The sequence below is a fragment of the Saccharothrix luteola genome, from assembly GCF_020859565.1.
In the GTDB taxonomy this organism is placed as follows: domain Bacteria; phylum Actinomycetota; class Actinomycetes; order Mycobacteriales; family Pseudonocardiaceae; genus Actinosynnema; species Actinosynnema luteola.
In genome coordinates, this window is sequence record NZ_JAJHUO010000019.1 from 134,204 (window position 1) to 149,251 (window position 15,048).

The following is a 15,048-nucleotide window of genomic DNA, read 5'->3' on the forward strand; positions in this document are numbered from 1 at the left end:
GATGGCGGTGCGGGTGGCGAGCAGGCGGCGGGGCGCGGCGTGGTTGGCGAAGGCGCATCCCGGCGCGACGGTGGTGGACGTGACGTCGAAGGGGCCGCAGCCGTGGGTAAGGCTGAGCCCGTTCTTCCCGCACGGCGGCATACCGGTGCCGTTCACGCCGGAGGTGACGGCGCAGTCGGTGGAGGGCGTCTGGCAGGCGTTGAAGGTCTTCGAGGGCGAGGACGTCGACCGGGCGAAGCTCGACGTGAAGACCATGGCCGGGCTCAAGCGCACGGTCCGAAGATCGGGCCCGGTCCGGGGCCACCGCGAAGGGCTGGCCGGTGAGCGCCTGCTGGCCTACGAGGACGCGCGGCGCGCCATCTACCTGCCCACCTACCGCTGGGTCCTGGAGCACCGGGTCGTCGACGAGGTGGCGGAGCTGAAGGAGCTGAGCGCACGAGGGGAGGTGGTGCTGCTCGACTACACGACGAACGGCGACGTGGCGGACCTGCGGACCCCGCTGTCCCACGCCGCCCTGATCGCCGCGCACCTGGAGGACCGCTGGCCGTAAATTGGTGCCATGAGCGCGACGGGCAGCGGCCAGCAGCCGCGGGTGGTTTCCGGCAGGCAATCCGAACTGCTGGGGCTGCTCCGCGACGAGGGCGCGATGTCCCGGGTCGCGCTGGGCGAGCGGCTGGAGCTGCCGCGGGCCAAGCTGACCGCCGAGCTGGCCAGGCTGGTGGACGTGGGCCTGGTGCAGGTCGGGGGACCGGCGGCGAGCCGGGGCGGACGGCGGTCGACGCTCGTCCACCTGGCCGACGACCTGCGCGTGCTCGGCGTGGACGTGGGTGCGACCTCGGTGACGGTCGCGGTCACGGACGGCCGGTGCGAGGTGCTGGAGAGCCGCAGCGAGGAGTGCGACGTCCGCAGCGGGCCGGCGCCGGTGCTGAGCCGGGTCGCCGAGCTGGCCGACGTCGTCTACGCCAAGGCGTCGGGCCGGCTCATCGGCGCGGGCATCGGCCTGCCGGGTCCGGTGAGCTTCCGCGACGGCATGCCGGTCGCGCCGCCGATCATGCCCGGCTGGGACCGCTACCCCGTGCGGGACGAGCTGGCGGGCCGGTGGGGCTGCCCGGTGACGGTCGACAACGACGTGAACGCCATGGCGCTGGGCGAACGCCACGCGGGCGTGGCGCGGTCGCTGGAAGACCTGATCTTCGTCAAGGTCGGCACCGGCATCGGCTGCGGGATCGTCCTCGGCGGGAAGGTCTACCGAGGCGTCGCCGGGACCGCGGGCGACATCGGGCACATCAGGCTGGACGACTTCGGCCCGGCCTGCGCGTGCGGCGAGGTCGGCTGCCTGGAGGCGTACTTCGGCGGCTCGGCGCTGGCCCGTGACGCCAACACGCTGGCCCGCAGCGGTCGTTCCGTCGCCCTGGCCACCGCCCTGCACGACAAGGGCCTGCTCACCGCCGAGGACGTCGGCACCGCCGCCGCGGCCGGCGACTTCGCCGCCGCGAACCTCGTGCGCGAGGGCGGCCGGCGGCTCGGGCACGTGGTCGCGTCCCTGGTCAGCTTCCTGAACCCGGGCATGGTCGTCATCGGTGGCGGCGTGTCGAGGCTGGGGCACTCCCTGCTGGCCGAGGTGCGCAGCGCCGTCTACCGCCGTTCCCTGCCGCTGGCCACCGGCAACCTGCCCATCGTGCTCTCGGAACTGGGCGACCTGGCCGGCGTCACCGGCGCCGCCTGGTCCGCCACCGACCGGGCGTTCTCCCCGGCCGGCTGACCGGGCTGGTCCCGCAGGGACCCGGGGCTTCAACGCCGAGCCTTCCTGACCGCCGAACTCCACCACGAACGCCGAGCCCACCCCCGAACACCGCGCCCCGAGCCGTCGAGTCGCCCCGAGCGCCAGGCCGCCCCGAGCACAGAGGCCGACCGGGAGCGCCGCGCCGCCTCCCAAGCGGCGCGTCCTGCCCCCGTGCCTTCCGCATCTCCGCCCACTCGTAAGCCGATCGCGAGCTTCCGTCAAAACTGCGCCGACTTTTGCAACGAATCGACAAAAGAGGGCCCAAGTTCTTGTCAGGCGGAGCGCTCAAATGCCAGGATCTGCCGCAACTCACCCTCCAACGTGAGCTGGACCACCCCGTTCGATCGACTCCCCGACGAAGTCGGAGCCACGATGCAGGCGCAGACCGAAGGCAGGCGTGAGGCCAACCTCGCCCTCCTGCTGCGCACGCTCCGCGCCCGCGGCCCCCTCTCCCGAGCCCAACTGGCCGCCGGATCGGGTCTGTCCAAGGCCACCGTCGCCCCGCTCCTCGTGAACCTCGAACGCCGCGGCCTCACCGAACGCGCGGGCACCACGACCACCCAGGGCAGGCCCGGCGAACTGGTCCAGCTGCGCCCCGGTGCGGTCTGCGGCATCGGCCTCGACGTCCGCCCCGGCCACCTCGGCGCGACCATCACCGACCTGACCGGCGACGTCCACCTGCGCCGCCAGACCAGGTGCGACACCAGCGTCCCCGAGCACGCCCTCGACCGACTCGCCGACCTGACCCGCGCCGCCCTGGAAAACCTGCCGAGAGCCGACTGGGCAGGCGTCACGGTCGCCGTGCCGGGCCGCGCCGACCGCACCGCGGGCACCGCCACCGCCACCCGGCTGCGCTGGCGCGAGGTGGCCGTGGTCGACGGCCTGGCCGCCCGGACCGGCCTGCCCCTCGACCGGCTCGACCTCGACACCGAGGCCAACCTGGCCGCCTACGCCGAGCACGACGGCGACCCGGTCGACGACCTCGTCTACCTCAACGGCGACCACGGCGTGGCCGCTGGCGTGATCGCCAACGGCGCGTTGGTGCGCGGCGCGGACAACCGCGCGGGCGAGGTGGGCCACGTGGTGCTCGACCCGCTCGGCGGCACGTGCTGCGCGTGCGGCCGGCGCGGCTGCTGGGAGACGCAGGTCGGGCTAGACGCGTTCCTGCACGCCTGCGCGCCCCGCGACGACCGGGTGCACGACCCCGCGCTCGCGCCGACCGAGCGCATGGCCATCCTGCGCGGCCGGGCCGAACGCGGTGACGCCCGCACCCTCGACGCGCTGCACCGCACGGCCGAGGCGCTGGCGTCCGGCCTCTCGGTCCTCACCACCCTGCTCAACCCGCGCAAGATCGTGCTCGGCGGCTACTTCGCCGCCCTGCCGGACTGGCTGGTCGCACCGCAGGAGCAGGGCCGGACCCGGGTCACCGCCTCCGCCCTCGGCTTCACCGCGGGCGGCAAGGGCGCGGCACTGGCCGCGTTGCGCCGCGTGCTGGACGACCCGACCGTCGTGCCCGTCAAGGAAAGCGGCCCGGAGACGGGCGGTTCACACGAAGGGGCCTCGGCATGACCCTGCTCCGGATGGCCGGCATCGGCAAGACGTTCCCCGGCGTGCGCGCCTTGGACCAGGTGGACCTGGAGGTCGCCGAGGGCGAGGTGCACTGCCTGCTCGGCCAGAACGGCGCGGGCAAGTCCACCCTGATCAAGGTGCTGGCCGGCGCGCACCAGCCCGACGACGGCGAGATCACCTGGCGCGGCGCGAGGACCACCCTCCCGTCGCCGGTGGCCGCGCTGCGGTTGGGCATCGCCACCATGTACCAGGAACTGGACCTGGTGCCGGACATCCCGGTGGCGGAGAACGTGTTCCTCGGCCACGAACCGACCAGGTTCGGCTTCACCCGTCGCCGCGCCGCCCGCGACCTCACCAGGACGTTGATGGCGCGCCTCGGCCACCCCGAGATCGGCCCCGACCGGGAGGTCGGCCGGTTGTCCGCCGCCGGTCAGCAGCTGGTGTCGATGGCACGCGCGCTGGCCCACGACGCCCGGCTCATCGTGATGGACGAGCCGACCGCCGCCCTGGCCGCCGACGAGGTGGACAACCTGTTCCGCATCGTCGGCGAGCTGACCAAGGACGGCGTCGCCGTCCTCTACATCTCCCACCGCCTCGAAGAGATCCGCCGCATCGGCAACCGCGTCACCGTGCTCAAGGACGGCCGCACGGTCGCCGCGAACCTCCCCGCCGAGACCCCGACCGCCGACCTGGTCGACCTGATGTCCGGGCGCAAGGTCGAGACGGTCTTCCCGCACCGCGAGGCGTCCACGGTGGACACGACGCGCGAGGTGCTCACGGTCACCGGCCTGAGCCGCAAGGGCGAGTTCAGCGACGTCGGCTTCCACGTGCACGCGGGCGAGATCCTGGGCATCGCGGGCCTGGTCGGCGCGGGCCGCAGCGAGATCCTGGAAACCGTGTTCGGCGCGCGGAAACCGGACACCGGGCACGTCGCGGTCGACGGGAAACCGGTGCGGCCGGGCAGCGTCGTCGCCGCCGTGAAAGCCGGCATCGGCCTGGCCCCGGAGGAGCGCAAGGCCCAGGCCCTGCTGCTCGACCTGCCGGTCGCGCACAACGTGACGCTGTCCAGCCTCCCCGCCTACAGCCGCGCCGGCTTCCTCGACCGCGCCCGCGAGCTGACCGACTCCAAGGCCACCCTGGAACGGCTCGACCTGCGTCCCGCCGACCCGCGCCGGCTGGTCGCCGAGTTCTCCGGCGGCAACCAGCAGAAGGCCGTGGTGGCGCGGTGGCTGGTCCGGGGCTGCAAGGTGCTGCTCCTGGACGAGCCGACGCGCGGCGTGGACGTCGGCGCGCGTGCCGAGCTGTACCGGGTGATCCACGAACTGGCCGCGGCCGGCGTGGCCGTGGTGCTGGTGTCCAGCGAGGTCGCCGAGGTGCTCGGCCTCGCCGACCGGGTGCTGGTGCTGCGCGACGGCGAGGTGATCGCGGACCGGCGTGCCGACGAGCTCACCGAATCCGCCGTGCTGGACATGGTGATGGCGGGCCGCGTCGTCACCGAAGCCGCCGACACCGACACCCCAGAGGTCGTGCCTGAGGAGGCCCCGTGACCGAAGCAAGGGTCCTCGACCCGAAATCCGCCGCACCCCAGGAGCCGCCCAAGCACCGCCGCAACCTCGACCTGAGGCTCACCGGGCTGCTCGGCGTGCTGGTGGTGCTGTGCGTCGTCGGCTACGCCACCCGACCCGACAGCTTCCTCACCGAGGCCAACATCTCCACCATGCTGCGGCTGGCCGCGGCGATCGGCGTGGTCAGCGTCGGCATGACGTTCGTGATCATCAGCGGCGGCATCGACCTGTCCGTCGGCTCGATCGTGGCGCTGTCGGGCGTGTGGATGACCACCGTCGCCACCCAGTCCTACGGGCCGGTGGTGATGGTGCTGTGCGCCCTGCTGGTCGGCCTCGGCTGCGGCCTGGTCAACGGGGTGCTGATCTCCTACGGCAAGATCGTGCCGTTCATCGCCACCCTCGCCATGTACGCGTCGGCGAAGGGCCTGGCCGAACGGCTCTCCGGCCGCCGCACGCAGGTCGTCACCGAGACCGGGTTCACCACCTTCTTCCGCGGCGACATCCTCGGCGTCCCGGTGCTGATCTGGATGCTGGCCGCGGTGTTCGCGGTCGGCTGGGTGGTGCTCAACCGCACCGCGTTCGGCCGCCGCACGTTCGCCGTCGGCGGCAACGCCGAAGCCGCCCGCCTGGCCGGCATCGACGTCCGCAGGCACACCGCGCTCGTCTACGGCATCGCCGGCCTGTGCTGCGGCATCGCCGCGCTCATGGTCGTCGCCCGCACCACGTCCGGCGCGTCCACCAACGGCATGTTCTACGAGCTGGACGCGATCGCCGCGGTCGTCATCGGCGGCACCCTGCTCAGCGGCGGCCGGGGCTCGTTGATCGGCACGCTGATCGGCGTCCTCATCTTCACCGTGGTGGGCAACATCTTCACCCAGAACAACCTCGACACCGACATCCAGAACATCGCCAAGGGCGTGATCATCATCGCCGCGGTGCTCCTGCAGCGCACCACCGCCCGCCGCCGCGCGCACACCACCTGACGCGCCACCCGACGCCTCCACCACCCCGACACACCACCCGGGAGACCGCCATGCCCTCACTCGACCGTCGTCGCTTCCTCTGGGGAACCACCGCCGTCGGCACCGCCGCCCTGCTGGCCGGGTGCACGTCCAACGAGTCCGGCAACACCGCGCAGAACGTCGTCGCGGGCGGGTCGGGCCAGAACAGCCAGCCGGGCAAGCAGGTCACCATCGGCTTCTCCGCGCCCGCCGCCGACCACGGCTGGATGGCCGCGATGACGAAGAACGCCAAGGCGCAGGCCGACGAGTTCTCCGACGTCACGTTCAAGGCCACCGAGGGCACCAACGACGTCAACCAGCAGATCGGCCAGGTCGAGACGCTGATCAACGACAAGGTCGACGTCCTGGTGGTGCTGCCGTTCGACGGCAAGGCGCTCACCGAGGTCGGCCGCCAGGCCATGGACGCGGGCATCCCCGTGATCAACCTGGACCGCGTCTTCGACACCCCGCTGGCCTACCGGCTGTGGATCGGCGGCGACAACTACCGCATGGGCGTCAACGCCGGCGAGTACATCGCCGCGCAGCTGAAGGCCAAGAACGTCTCGAACCCCATCATCGGCGAGGTCGCGGGCATCGACTCGCTGCCGCTGACGCAGGAGCGCAGCCAGGGCTTCAAGGACGCCCTGGCGAAGGCGGGCTTCTCGGTCGGCCCGCGCGTCTCGGCGTCGTTCACCTCCGAGTCCGGCGAGCAGCAGACGGCCAACCTGCTCCAGTCCGCGCCCAAGCTGGACGCGCTGTGGAACCACGACGACGACCAGGGCATCGGCGTGATGGCGGCGATCGACAGCGCCGGCCGCAAGGAGTTCGTCATGGTCGGCGGCGCGGGCTCGCGCAACATGATGGACCTGATCAAGGCGGACAGCGGCGTGGTCAAGGCGACCGTGCTCTACAGCCCGTCGATGGCGTCCTCGGCGATCGCGCTGGCCAGGCTGCTCGGCCAGGCCAAGGGCATCGGCGACATGGCCGAGCACGACATCCCGGCGTCGATCACCACCTACTCCGCCGTGGTGACCAAGGAGAACGTCGACCAGTACCTCGACGTCGGCTTCGACTCCTGACCGGGTCGTCGGACCGACGGCGTCGCTGGATCGACACTGCTGCGAAAGGCTGCTGATGACGGAAGAGATCGGCGTGGGCATGGTCGGCCACGCGTTCATGGGCGCGGTGCACTCGCACGCCTGGCGCAGCGTCCACCGGTTCTTCGACGTGCCCCTGACGCCCCGCCTGGCCGTCCTCGGCGGCCGTGACCCGGTGCGCACCAAGGACGCGGCGACCAAGTACGGCTGGGCGGCCGTGGAGACCGACTGGCGCGCGCTCGTCGCCCGGGACGACGTCGGCCTCGTCGACATCTGCACCCCCGGCGACACGCACGCCGAGATCGCGCTCGCCGCGCTCGCCGCCGGCAAGCACGTCCTGTGCGAGAAGCCGTTGGCCAACACCGTCGCGGAGGCCGAGGCGATGGCCGCCGCCGCCGAGGAGGCCGCCGGGCGCGGTGTCCGGTCGATGGTCGCGTTCAACTACCGGCGCGTGCCCGCGATCGCGTTGGCCCGCAGGCTGGTGGAGGAAGGCCGCATCGGCGAGGTCCGGCACGTGCGCGCGGTGTACCTGCAGGACTGGCTGTCCGACCCCTCGTCGCCGATGACGTGGCGGATGAGGAAGGAGAAGGCCGGTTCGGGCGCGTTGGGCGACCTCGGCGCGCACATCGTGGACGCCGCCCAGTACGTCACCGGCGACCTGATCACGGGCGTCAGCGCCACCACCGAGACCTTCGTCCGCTCCCGGCCCGACGGTGACGGGTTCGCCGACGTGACGGTGGACGACGCGGCCGTGTTCCTGGCCCGCTTCTCGTCCGGCGCGCTGGGCACGTTCGAGGCGACCCGGTACGCGTTGGGCCGCAAGAACTCGATGCGGCTGGAGGTCAACGGCACGCGCGGCAGCCTGGCGTTCGACTTCGAGTCGATGAACGAGCTGTCGGTGTTCTCGGCCGACGACGGCTCGGCGGCCGGGTTCCGGCGGATCCTCGTGACCGAGGCCGATCACCCGTACGTGGGCGCGTGGTGGCCGCCGGGTCACCTGCTCGGGTACGAGCACACGTTCACGCACGAAGCGGCGGACTTCCTCACGGCCATCGGCGGCGGAGTCGACCCGTCGCCGAGCTTCGCCGACGGCCTGCGGGTGCAGCGCGTGCTCGCGGCCGTGGAGGAGAGTGCCGGGCAGCAGTCGACCTGGACCACGATTGGAGACCACCGATGAGCCGACCGGTCACGTTGTTCACCGGCCAGTGGGCGGACCTGCCGTTCGAGGAGGTGTGCCGGCTCGCGTCCGGGTGGGGTTACGACGGGCTGGAGATCGCCTGTTCCGGTGACCACTTCGAGGTGGACCGGGCGTTGGCGGAGGACGACTACGTGCCCGCCAAGCGCGCGGTGCTCAAGCAGCACGGGCTGGAGGTCTTCGCGATCTCCAACCACCTGGTCGGGCAGGCGGTGTGCGACGACCCGATCGACTTCCGGCACCAGGCGATCCTTCCCGCGCGGATCTGGGGTGACGGCGAGCCGGAGGGCGTGCGGCAGCGTGCCGCCGCGGAGATGGCGGACACGGCGCGTGCGGCGGCCCGGTTGGGCGTGGACACGGTCGTCGGGTTCACGGGGTCGTCGATCTGGAAGTACGTGGCGATGTTCCCGCCGGTGTCGCAGGCCGTGATCGACGAGGGCTACGCCGACTTCGCCCGGCGGTGGAACCCGATCCTCGACGTGTTCGACGAGGTGGGGGTGCGGTTCGCGCACGAGGTGCACCCGTCGGAGATCGCGTATGACTACTGGACTACGCGCAAGGCGTTGGACGCGGTCGGCAACCGGCCCGCGTTCGGCCTGAACTGGGACCCGTCGCACTTCGTCTGGCAGGACCTCGACCCGGTCGGCTTCATCCTCGACTTCGCCGACCGGATCTACCACGTCGACTGCAAGGACACGAAGAAGCGCTTCGACGGCCGCAACGGGCGGCTCGGTTCGCACCTGGCGTGGGCCGACCCGCGCCGGGGGTGGGACTTCGTCTCGACCGGGCACGGTGACGTGCCGTGGGAGGAGTCGTTCCGGGCGTTGAACGCGATCGGCTACCGGGGGCCGATCTCGGTGGAGTGGGAGGACGCCGGCATGGACCGGTTGCGGGGGGCGGAGGAGGCGGTCGGGTTCATCCGGCGGCACCTGTTCGACCCACCGGCAGCGTCGTTCGACGCCGCGTTCAGCACGGGGGAGTGACCGTTGCCGGCGCCCACCCCACCGGTGGGCGCCGGCGTCACCTCGTCCTGCGGTCGTCCGGTTGCCGCATGATCGACGATCGACCACACTGCCTCCGGGACCGAACCGCGCCGAAACACGATCGGGTGATCATCGCCCGATAAAGTACGGAAACACTGTTACGGCCCCTCGGTTGCAACATGAGGAACCGCGACCACCCCGCCACCCCAACCCCCGCCCAGCCCGCTACCCACACCCTGATCGCCGGCCGAGCGCCGATCGCTGATCACACCCGCCCGCTGGCGAAGCGCCGCCGACCAGCCAAGCCCAGGCCGTCGGCCGAGCCCTGGCCATCACCCGCCTCGCCGCCGCCGGTCCCACCGCCGCTGCCTCGACCACCCGGGCCTGGCGGACCCCCACGACCATCCCGGCCCGGCGGAGATCGCCTCGCCGCTGCGGATCGCGCGTGTGGGGCAGGCGTGAACCCGGCGCGCGGCGGGGTTACCAGGTGATCGGCGGGGTTACCAGGTGATCGGCAGAGAGCGGAGGCCGTAGATCGGGGCGTCGAACTTGAACTCGACCTCCTCGAACGGCACGGCCAGGTGCAGGTCGGGCAGTTCCGTCACCAATGCCCGCAGCGCGACCCGCATCTCCAAGCGCGCCAACAGCTGCCCGACGCACTGGTGCACCCCGCTGCCGAACGCGAGGTGCGTCCGAGCGTCCCGCCGCAGGTCGAGCCGGTCGGGATCGGGGAACGCGGCGGGGTCGCGGTTCGCGGCGAACAGGGACGCGATCACGCCCTCGCCCGCCGCGAGCACGGTGCCACCGACCGTCGCCTCACCCCCCACCGCCCGCACCACCCCGTGGTGCACGGGGCTCAAGAACCGCAGCAGCTCCTCCACCGCGTTGTCGACCAGATCGGGCGACGCGACCAGCGCCTCCCACCACGCCCGTTCCCGTTGCAGCGCCAGCACGGACAGCGCGATCGAGTTCGCGGTCGTCTCGTGCCCCCCGACGAGCAGCAGCACGGTCATCCCGACTGCCTCCTCGTCGGTCAGCCCCGGCTCCCGCACCAACCGGCTGATCAGGTCGTCCCGCGGCGAGAGCCTGCGCGCGCGGATCAGCTCGGCCAGATACGCGTGCAGCTCGTCCAACGCCCCCTGCACCTGCGCCGCCGACAACGACCGGTCCAGGTGGGCACGGCTCCGGGTCGAGAAGAACTCCTGGTCCGACACCGGCACGCCGAGCAGCAGGCAGATCACGTCCGACGGCACGGGCAGCGCGAACGCCGTCACCAGGTCCGCCGGCCGCGGCCCCGAACGCAACGCGGCCAACCGTTCCCGCGTGATCCGCTCCACGTCGGAACGCAGCGCTGCCATCCGCCGCACGGTGAACTCACCGGTCACCATCCGGCGATACCGCGTGTGCTCGGGCGGATCGGTGACCAGGAAGCTCCCCGGCGCGGCCTTGCGGTCCACCACCGGCCGCAGCTGCGGAAACCCCGGCGTGCTCGGATCCGACGAGAACCGGCCGTGGTCCCGCAGCACCGCCCGCACGTCGTCGTACCGCGTCACCAGGTGCGCCTGCTGACCGTGCCGCAACGACACCGGGCACACCGGCGCCTCCGCCCGCAACGACGCGAACTCCGCCGGCGGGTCGAACCCCGGACGACGCGCGATCGGGTAGTCCATGGTGATCGACCTTATAGCCGCCATCCGCCACCCACAGGCGCGAGAAGAAGCAAACTGCACCCGTGGACCCGGTGACAGCGCAAGCCTGGGCCGCCCTCGGCGGCCGACCCGACCTGACCGTCGACTTCACCCCGGCGGGCGACGTCCTCCGCGCCCGACTGCCCGTCCGGGACCTGGCCCGCGCCACCGTCGGCGCGTGCGCCCTCGCCGCGGCCGAGCTGAAAGCCGCACGCGACCACACCCCGATCCCGCCGGTCACGGTGCGCGAAGCCGCCGTCGCCACCGCCTTCACCAGCGAACGCCACCTCCTCGTCGACGGCCGCCCCGGCGCCACGTTCGCGCCGCTGTCCGGGTTCTGGCGCACCGCCGACGGCTGGGTCCGCACCCACGCCAACTACCCCCACCACCGCGAACGCCTGCTCGAAGCCCTGGACGTCGCCGACGACCGCACCGCGCTGGCCCGCGAGCTGGCCACCCGCCGAGCCCTGGACGTCCAGGAAACCGTCTACGCCGCGGGCGGCCTGGCCGTCGCGGTCGCCACCGAACCCGACCCGACCCGCCGTCCCCTGGTCGAAACCCGCCCCACCGACGCCGCGAAACGCGTGCTCCCACCGGCCTCCCGCCCCGCCGAAGGCATCCGCGTCCTCGACCTCACCCGGGTCATCGCCGGCCCGGTCGCCACCCGCACCCTCGCGTTCCTCGGCGCCGACGTCCTCCGCGTCGACCCACCCCACCTGCCCGAGGACCCCGACGCCCACGCGGACACCGGCATGGGCAAGCGCTCCACCCTCCTCGACCTCGCCGACCGGCACGACCGGCGCACGTTCGACGACCTCCTCGACCACGCCGACGTCGTCGTCACCGGCTACCGGCCGGGCGCGCTCGACCGCCACGGCGCGAGCCCGGAGGCACTGCACGCGAAGCGCCCCGACCTGGTCGTCGCCCACCTGACGGCCTGGGGCCACACCGGCGACCTGGCCGGCCGGCGCGGGTTCGACAGCCTGGTCCAGGCCGCCACCGGCATCGCCGCCGCGGAGAGCACCGACGGCACTCCCGGCGTGCTGCCCGCCCAGGCCCTCGACCACGGCACCGGCTACCTGCTCGCCGCCGCCGTCCTCCGCGCCCTCGTCGAACCCCACGGCCGGCACGTCAGCCTGTCGCTCGCCGGCACCGCGTCCTGGCTCCTGCACGACATCGAGCCCTCGCCCGTGCGCGGCGACTACGACCCCGACCCCTGGCTGGTCGAGACGCCGTCGCCCTACGGCGTCCTGCGCCACGCCCGCCCGCCGCTCACCGATCACGGGACGTGGGACCATCCGCCAACCCTCTGGGGCACCGACGAACCCCGTTGGCGATGAAAGGGGCGAGACGTCATGGGCAGACCTCCGGCGCCGGTCTTGGACTGGGCGTTCGCGCAGAAGTGGCGGCACCCGGCGTCCTTCCGGGTCGGTCGGGTGGCGCTGGCGGTGACGACGTGGCTGATCGCGCTGGTGATCGCGCTGATCGCGGACGGTTCCGAAGCCGACAGCCCCGTCCCGCGGAGCGTGCGCTACCTGGTCGTGCTGGCCACCCCGATCGTGCTCATCGCGCGGCCGAGGCTGGGCTGTGCGGTGGCGGTCGCCTCGGCGGTCCTGCTGGGCGTGGCCGGTGAACCGCCGTGGGTCGTCGTCCCGTTCGCGATCAACGGCGCGTACTGCACGTACTCCCTGGCACGGTTCCTGATCGGCCCGAGGCGGCAACGGCGGGTGTTCGGCGGACTCGCCGCACCCGTCACGGTCGACCTCCCGGAGGACGATCCGGTCACGCGGCGCGCGCCGGGGCTGCGGAAGCTGCTGATCGGCGTGATGCTGGTGACGGGCGCGGCGCTCGCGGTGTGGGCGTGGCGCGGCGATCACCCGACCCTGTGGCTGGTGGTCGGCGTGATCGGTTTCGTCGTCGCCGTCCAGACCGCACGCCTCACCGCCGCACGGCTCGCCCCGCGACGGCTCCTGTCCCGCCCCGCACCGGCCGCGCAGGTGCTGGTCCGGTTCGAGCCGGGACCTCGAACGACCCTGCTCACCGCAGACAGGCACCGCCGGGAGGTCGCCTGGCTGGTGTTCGACCGCGTCGTGCACCGGTCGGCGGACGCGGAAGCGCGTGACGTCCGCGCCGCCCAAGCCGTCATCGTGGTCGAGGAGGACGAGGACCCGCCGCCGGACGACCTGTTCCCGGCCACCGTCGTCGGTGACTTCCGCGTGGGTGGGTACGTCGCGGTCGTCACCGATCACGCCGTGCTGCTGCCGGACGGTCCGGTGCACGCGCTGTTCGACGACGATCCCGTCGAGGTGCCGCCCGGACTGGTCGACGGTCGGCTGTGGTCGGGGCTGGGCCGCCCCACCTCGCCGAACCGGCGCACACCTCAGTCCACAAAGGACTGACGCGTCCGGTGGGCACCCGCCACCGGCGGTTCGGTGGCGCTCGGCTCACCTGCGTGGCGGACCCGCGTGGTGAAGGGACAAACGACCACTGGAAGTGTTACGACTGAAACGCACGTTCGAGGGGTCACCCGATCGGGTACCCCCGTCGCCGGACGTGCGCGCGACGTTGGGAGCACGGGTGGTGGACCGCACTATCGCAGGCCGGTATCGGCTGACCGAGCGGATCGGCACGGGTGGGATGGGGGTGGTGTGGCGGGCCGAGGACCAGCGGCTGCGCCGCATCGTCGCGGTCAAGGAACTGCTGTCCCGCACCGGGTTCGACCAGGAGTCGATCGACCGCGCCATCCGGGAGGGGCGCATCGCGGCCCGCCTGTCGCACCCCAACGTGATCGCGCTGTACGACGTCGTCGAGTACGACGGCCACCCGTGGCTGATCATGGAGTACCTGCCGTCGCGCAGCCTGGCCACCGTGATGACCGAGCGCGGCACCCTGCCGCCCGACGAGGTGGCCCGGCTCGGCGTGCAGCTGGCGGACGGGCTGGCCGCCGCGCACAAGGCGGGCGTCACGCACCGGGACGTGAAGCCGGGCAACGTGCTGGTCACCGAGTTCGGCACGGTCAAGGTCACCGATTTCGGCACGTCACGCGCCACCGACGAGGCGACCGTCACCGCGTCCGGGATGCTCGTCGGCACGCCCGCCTACCTGGCCCCGGAGGTGGCGCGCGGCGGCAAGGGCGAGTTCCCGGCCGACGTGTTCGCGCTGGGCGCGACGCTCTACGCGGCCCTGGAGGGCACGCCGCCGTTCGGCGTGGACGGCAACACCATCGCGCTGCTGCACCGGGTCGCCGACGGCCGCTTCCCGCCGCCGCGCAACGCCGGTCCGCTGACGCCGGTGCTGATGCGCCTGCTCGACACGAACCCGGAGACCCGGCCGAGCATGGCCGAGGCGGCGGACATGCTGCGGGACGTGCGGTTCGACGGCACGACACCGCCGCCGCCACCACCGTCCCCGACGCCGACCGCGATCCTGGCCTCGCCCCTCGAACCGGTGCCCACCCCCGAGCCGACGCCCGTCGAGCCCAAGCCCGAGCCGGTCAACCCCGCTCCGGCCCAACCGCAGCCCACCCCGCCCCAACCCACGCCTCCCCAACCCACCCCGCCGCAGCCCGTCCCGGCGGTCGCGCCGCCGAACGAGGAGAAGCGAGGCGACCGCAAGGCCCTCGTCGCGCTCGCCGTCGTGGCCCTGATCGCCATCGCCTTCGTCGCGTGGCTGGTCAACCGGGGTGACGACACCTCACCGTCGGCCGGGTCGGGCACCACCAGCGAGACCACCACCCAGCCGACGTCCGACGCGCCCGCCCAGACCCAACCCGCCCAGCCCACCGAGGACGACCAGCCGACCACGACCACCACCGCGGAGCCGGAGCCGACGACCACGACCACGTCCCAGCCGCCCGCCGACATCGGCCCGGACCAGGCGTTGAGCGACTACTACGGCCTGCTGCCGACCAACCTGGAGGTCGCGTACGGCCGCCTCACCGACGGCTTCAAGGCCGCCAAGTCGCCGACGTTCGCCGACTACCAGGGCTGGTGGGGCCAGATGAGCGCGGTGACCGTGAGCAACGTGCAGGCGGTCGGGCCGCAGCAGGTCACGGCGAGCGTGTCGTACACGTTCAAGTCCGGTGGGACCCAGACCGAGCGGCACCTCTACACGCTGGTCAAGGTCAACGGGCAGTGGGCGATCGACGGGCAGCAGAACGCCTAGCGA

The 15,048-nt window shown here is 72.7% G+C and carries 12 protein-coding genes; 11 read left to right on the forward strand and 1 reads right to left on the reverse strand.

Going from position 1 to position 15,048, the window contains the following annotated elements; translation table 11 throughout:
- Position 1 precedes the first annotated feature (1 nt).
- The 8 genes from LNK82_RS26060 to LNK82_RS26095 all read left to right on the forward strand — a co-directional run bounded on the left by LNK82_RS26060 (position 2) and on the right by LNK82_RS26095 (position 9,193).
- Positions 2-550, forward strand: coding sequence for a DUF6939 family protein (locus LNK82_RS26060; protein WP_230569627.1), 549 nt, complete (start codon positions 2-4; stop codon positions 548-550).
- 9 nt (positions 551-559) lie between these two features.
- Positions 560-1,762 (forward strand): ROK family transcriptional regulator, encoded by a 1,203-nt coding sequence (locus LNK82_RS26065; RefSeq protein WP_230569628.1) that lies wholly within the window; start codon positions 560-562, stop codon positions 1,760-1,762.
- Positions 1,763-2,155: 393 nt separating this feature from the next.
- On the forward strand, positions 2,156-3,352 hold the full coding sequence (locus LNK82_RS26070; RefSeq protein ID WP_372470642.1) for an ROK family protein: 1,197 nt from the start codon (positions 2,156-2,158) through the stop codon (positions 3,350-3,352).
- Complete coding sequence (locus tag LNK82_RS26075; protein ID WP_230569630.1) at positions 3,349-4,899, forward strand: sugar ABC transporter ATP-binding protein; 1,551 nt, start codon at positions 3,349-3,351, stop codon at positions 4,897-4,899. The genes LNK82_RS26070 and LNK82_RS26075 overlap by 4 nt, the downstream gene beginning before the upstream one ends.
- Positions 4,896-5,900 carry an ABC transporter permease gene (locus LNK82_RS26080; RefSeq protein ID WP_372470643.1) on the forward strand — a complete coding sequence of 335 codons (1,005 nt, stop codon included), beginning with the start codon at positions 4,896-4,898 and terminating at the stop codon, positions 5,898-5,900. Before LNK82_RS26075 ends, LNK82_RS26080 begins: the two co-directional genes overlap by 4 nt.
- 50 nt (positions 5,901-5,950) lie before the next feature.
- The gene (locus LNK82_RS26085) at positions 5,951-6,997 is read left to right on the forward strand and encodes a substrate-binding domain-containing protein (RefSeq protein ID WP_230569631.1); all 1,047 of its coding nucleotides are present in this window, start codon (positions 5,951-5,953) and stop codon (positions 6,995-6,997) included.
- Positions 6,998-7,052: 55 nt separating this feature from the next.
- Positions 7,053-8,192, forward strand: coding sequence for a Gfo/Idh/MocA family protein (locus LNK82_RS26090; RefSeq protein WP_230569632.1), 1,140 nt, complete (start codon positions 7,053-7,055; stop codon positions 8,190-8,192).
- The gene (locus LNK82_RS26095; RefSeq protein WP_230569633.1) at positions 8,189-9,193 is read left to right on the forward strand and encodes a sugar phosphate isomerase/epimerase family protein; all 1,005 of its coding nucleotides are present in this window, start codon (positions 8,189-8,191) and stop codon (positions 9,191-9,193) included. Before LNK82_RS26090 ends, LNK82_RS26095 begins: the two co-directional genes overlap by 4 nt.
- Before the next feature lie 500 nt (positions 9,194-9,693).
- On the opposite strand, the gene LNK82_RS26100 is transcribed toward LNK82_RS26095, so the two are convergent.
- A complete protein-coding gene (locus LNK82_RS26100) occupies positions 9,694-10,863 on the reverse strand; it encodes a cytochrome P450 (protein ID WP_230569634.1) in 1,170 nt (389 codons plus the stop codon).
- 62 nt (positions 10,864-10,925) lie between these two features.
- Between LNK82_RS26100 and LNK82_RS26105 the strand changes: the two genes are divergently transcribed.
- The 3 genes from LNK82_RS26105 to LNK82_RS26115 all read left to right on the forward strand — a co-directional run bounded on the left by LNK82_RS26105 (position 10,926) and on the right by LNK82_RS26115 (position 15,045).
- On the forward strand, positions 10,926-12,221 hold the full coding sequence (locus tag LNK82_RS26105) for a CoA transferase (RefSeq protein ID WP_230569635.1): 1,296 nt from the start codon (positions 10,926-10,928) through the stop codon (positions 12,219-12,221).
- A gap of 15 nt (positions 12,222-12,236) precedes the next feature.
- On the forward strand, positions 12,237-13,280 hold the full coding sequence (locus LNK82_RS26110) for a hypothetical protein (protein WP_230569636.1): 1,044 nt from the start codon (positions 12,237-12,239) through the stop codon (positions 13,278-13,280).
- A gap of 178 nt (positions 13,281-13,458) precedes the next feature.
- Positions 13,459-15,045, forward strand: coding sequence for a serine/threonine-protein kinase (locus LNK82_RS26115; protein WP_230569637.1), 1,587 nt, complete (start codon positions 13,459-13,461; stop codon positions 15,043-15,045).
- The last annotated feature ends 3 nt before the right edge of the window (positions 15,046-15,048 follow it).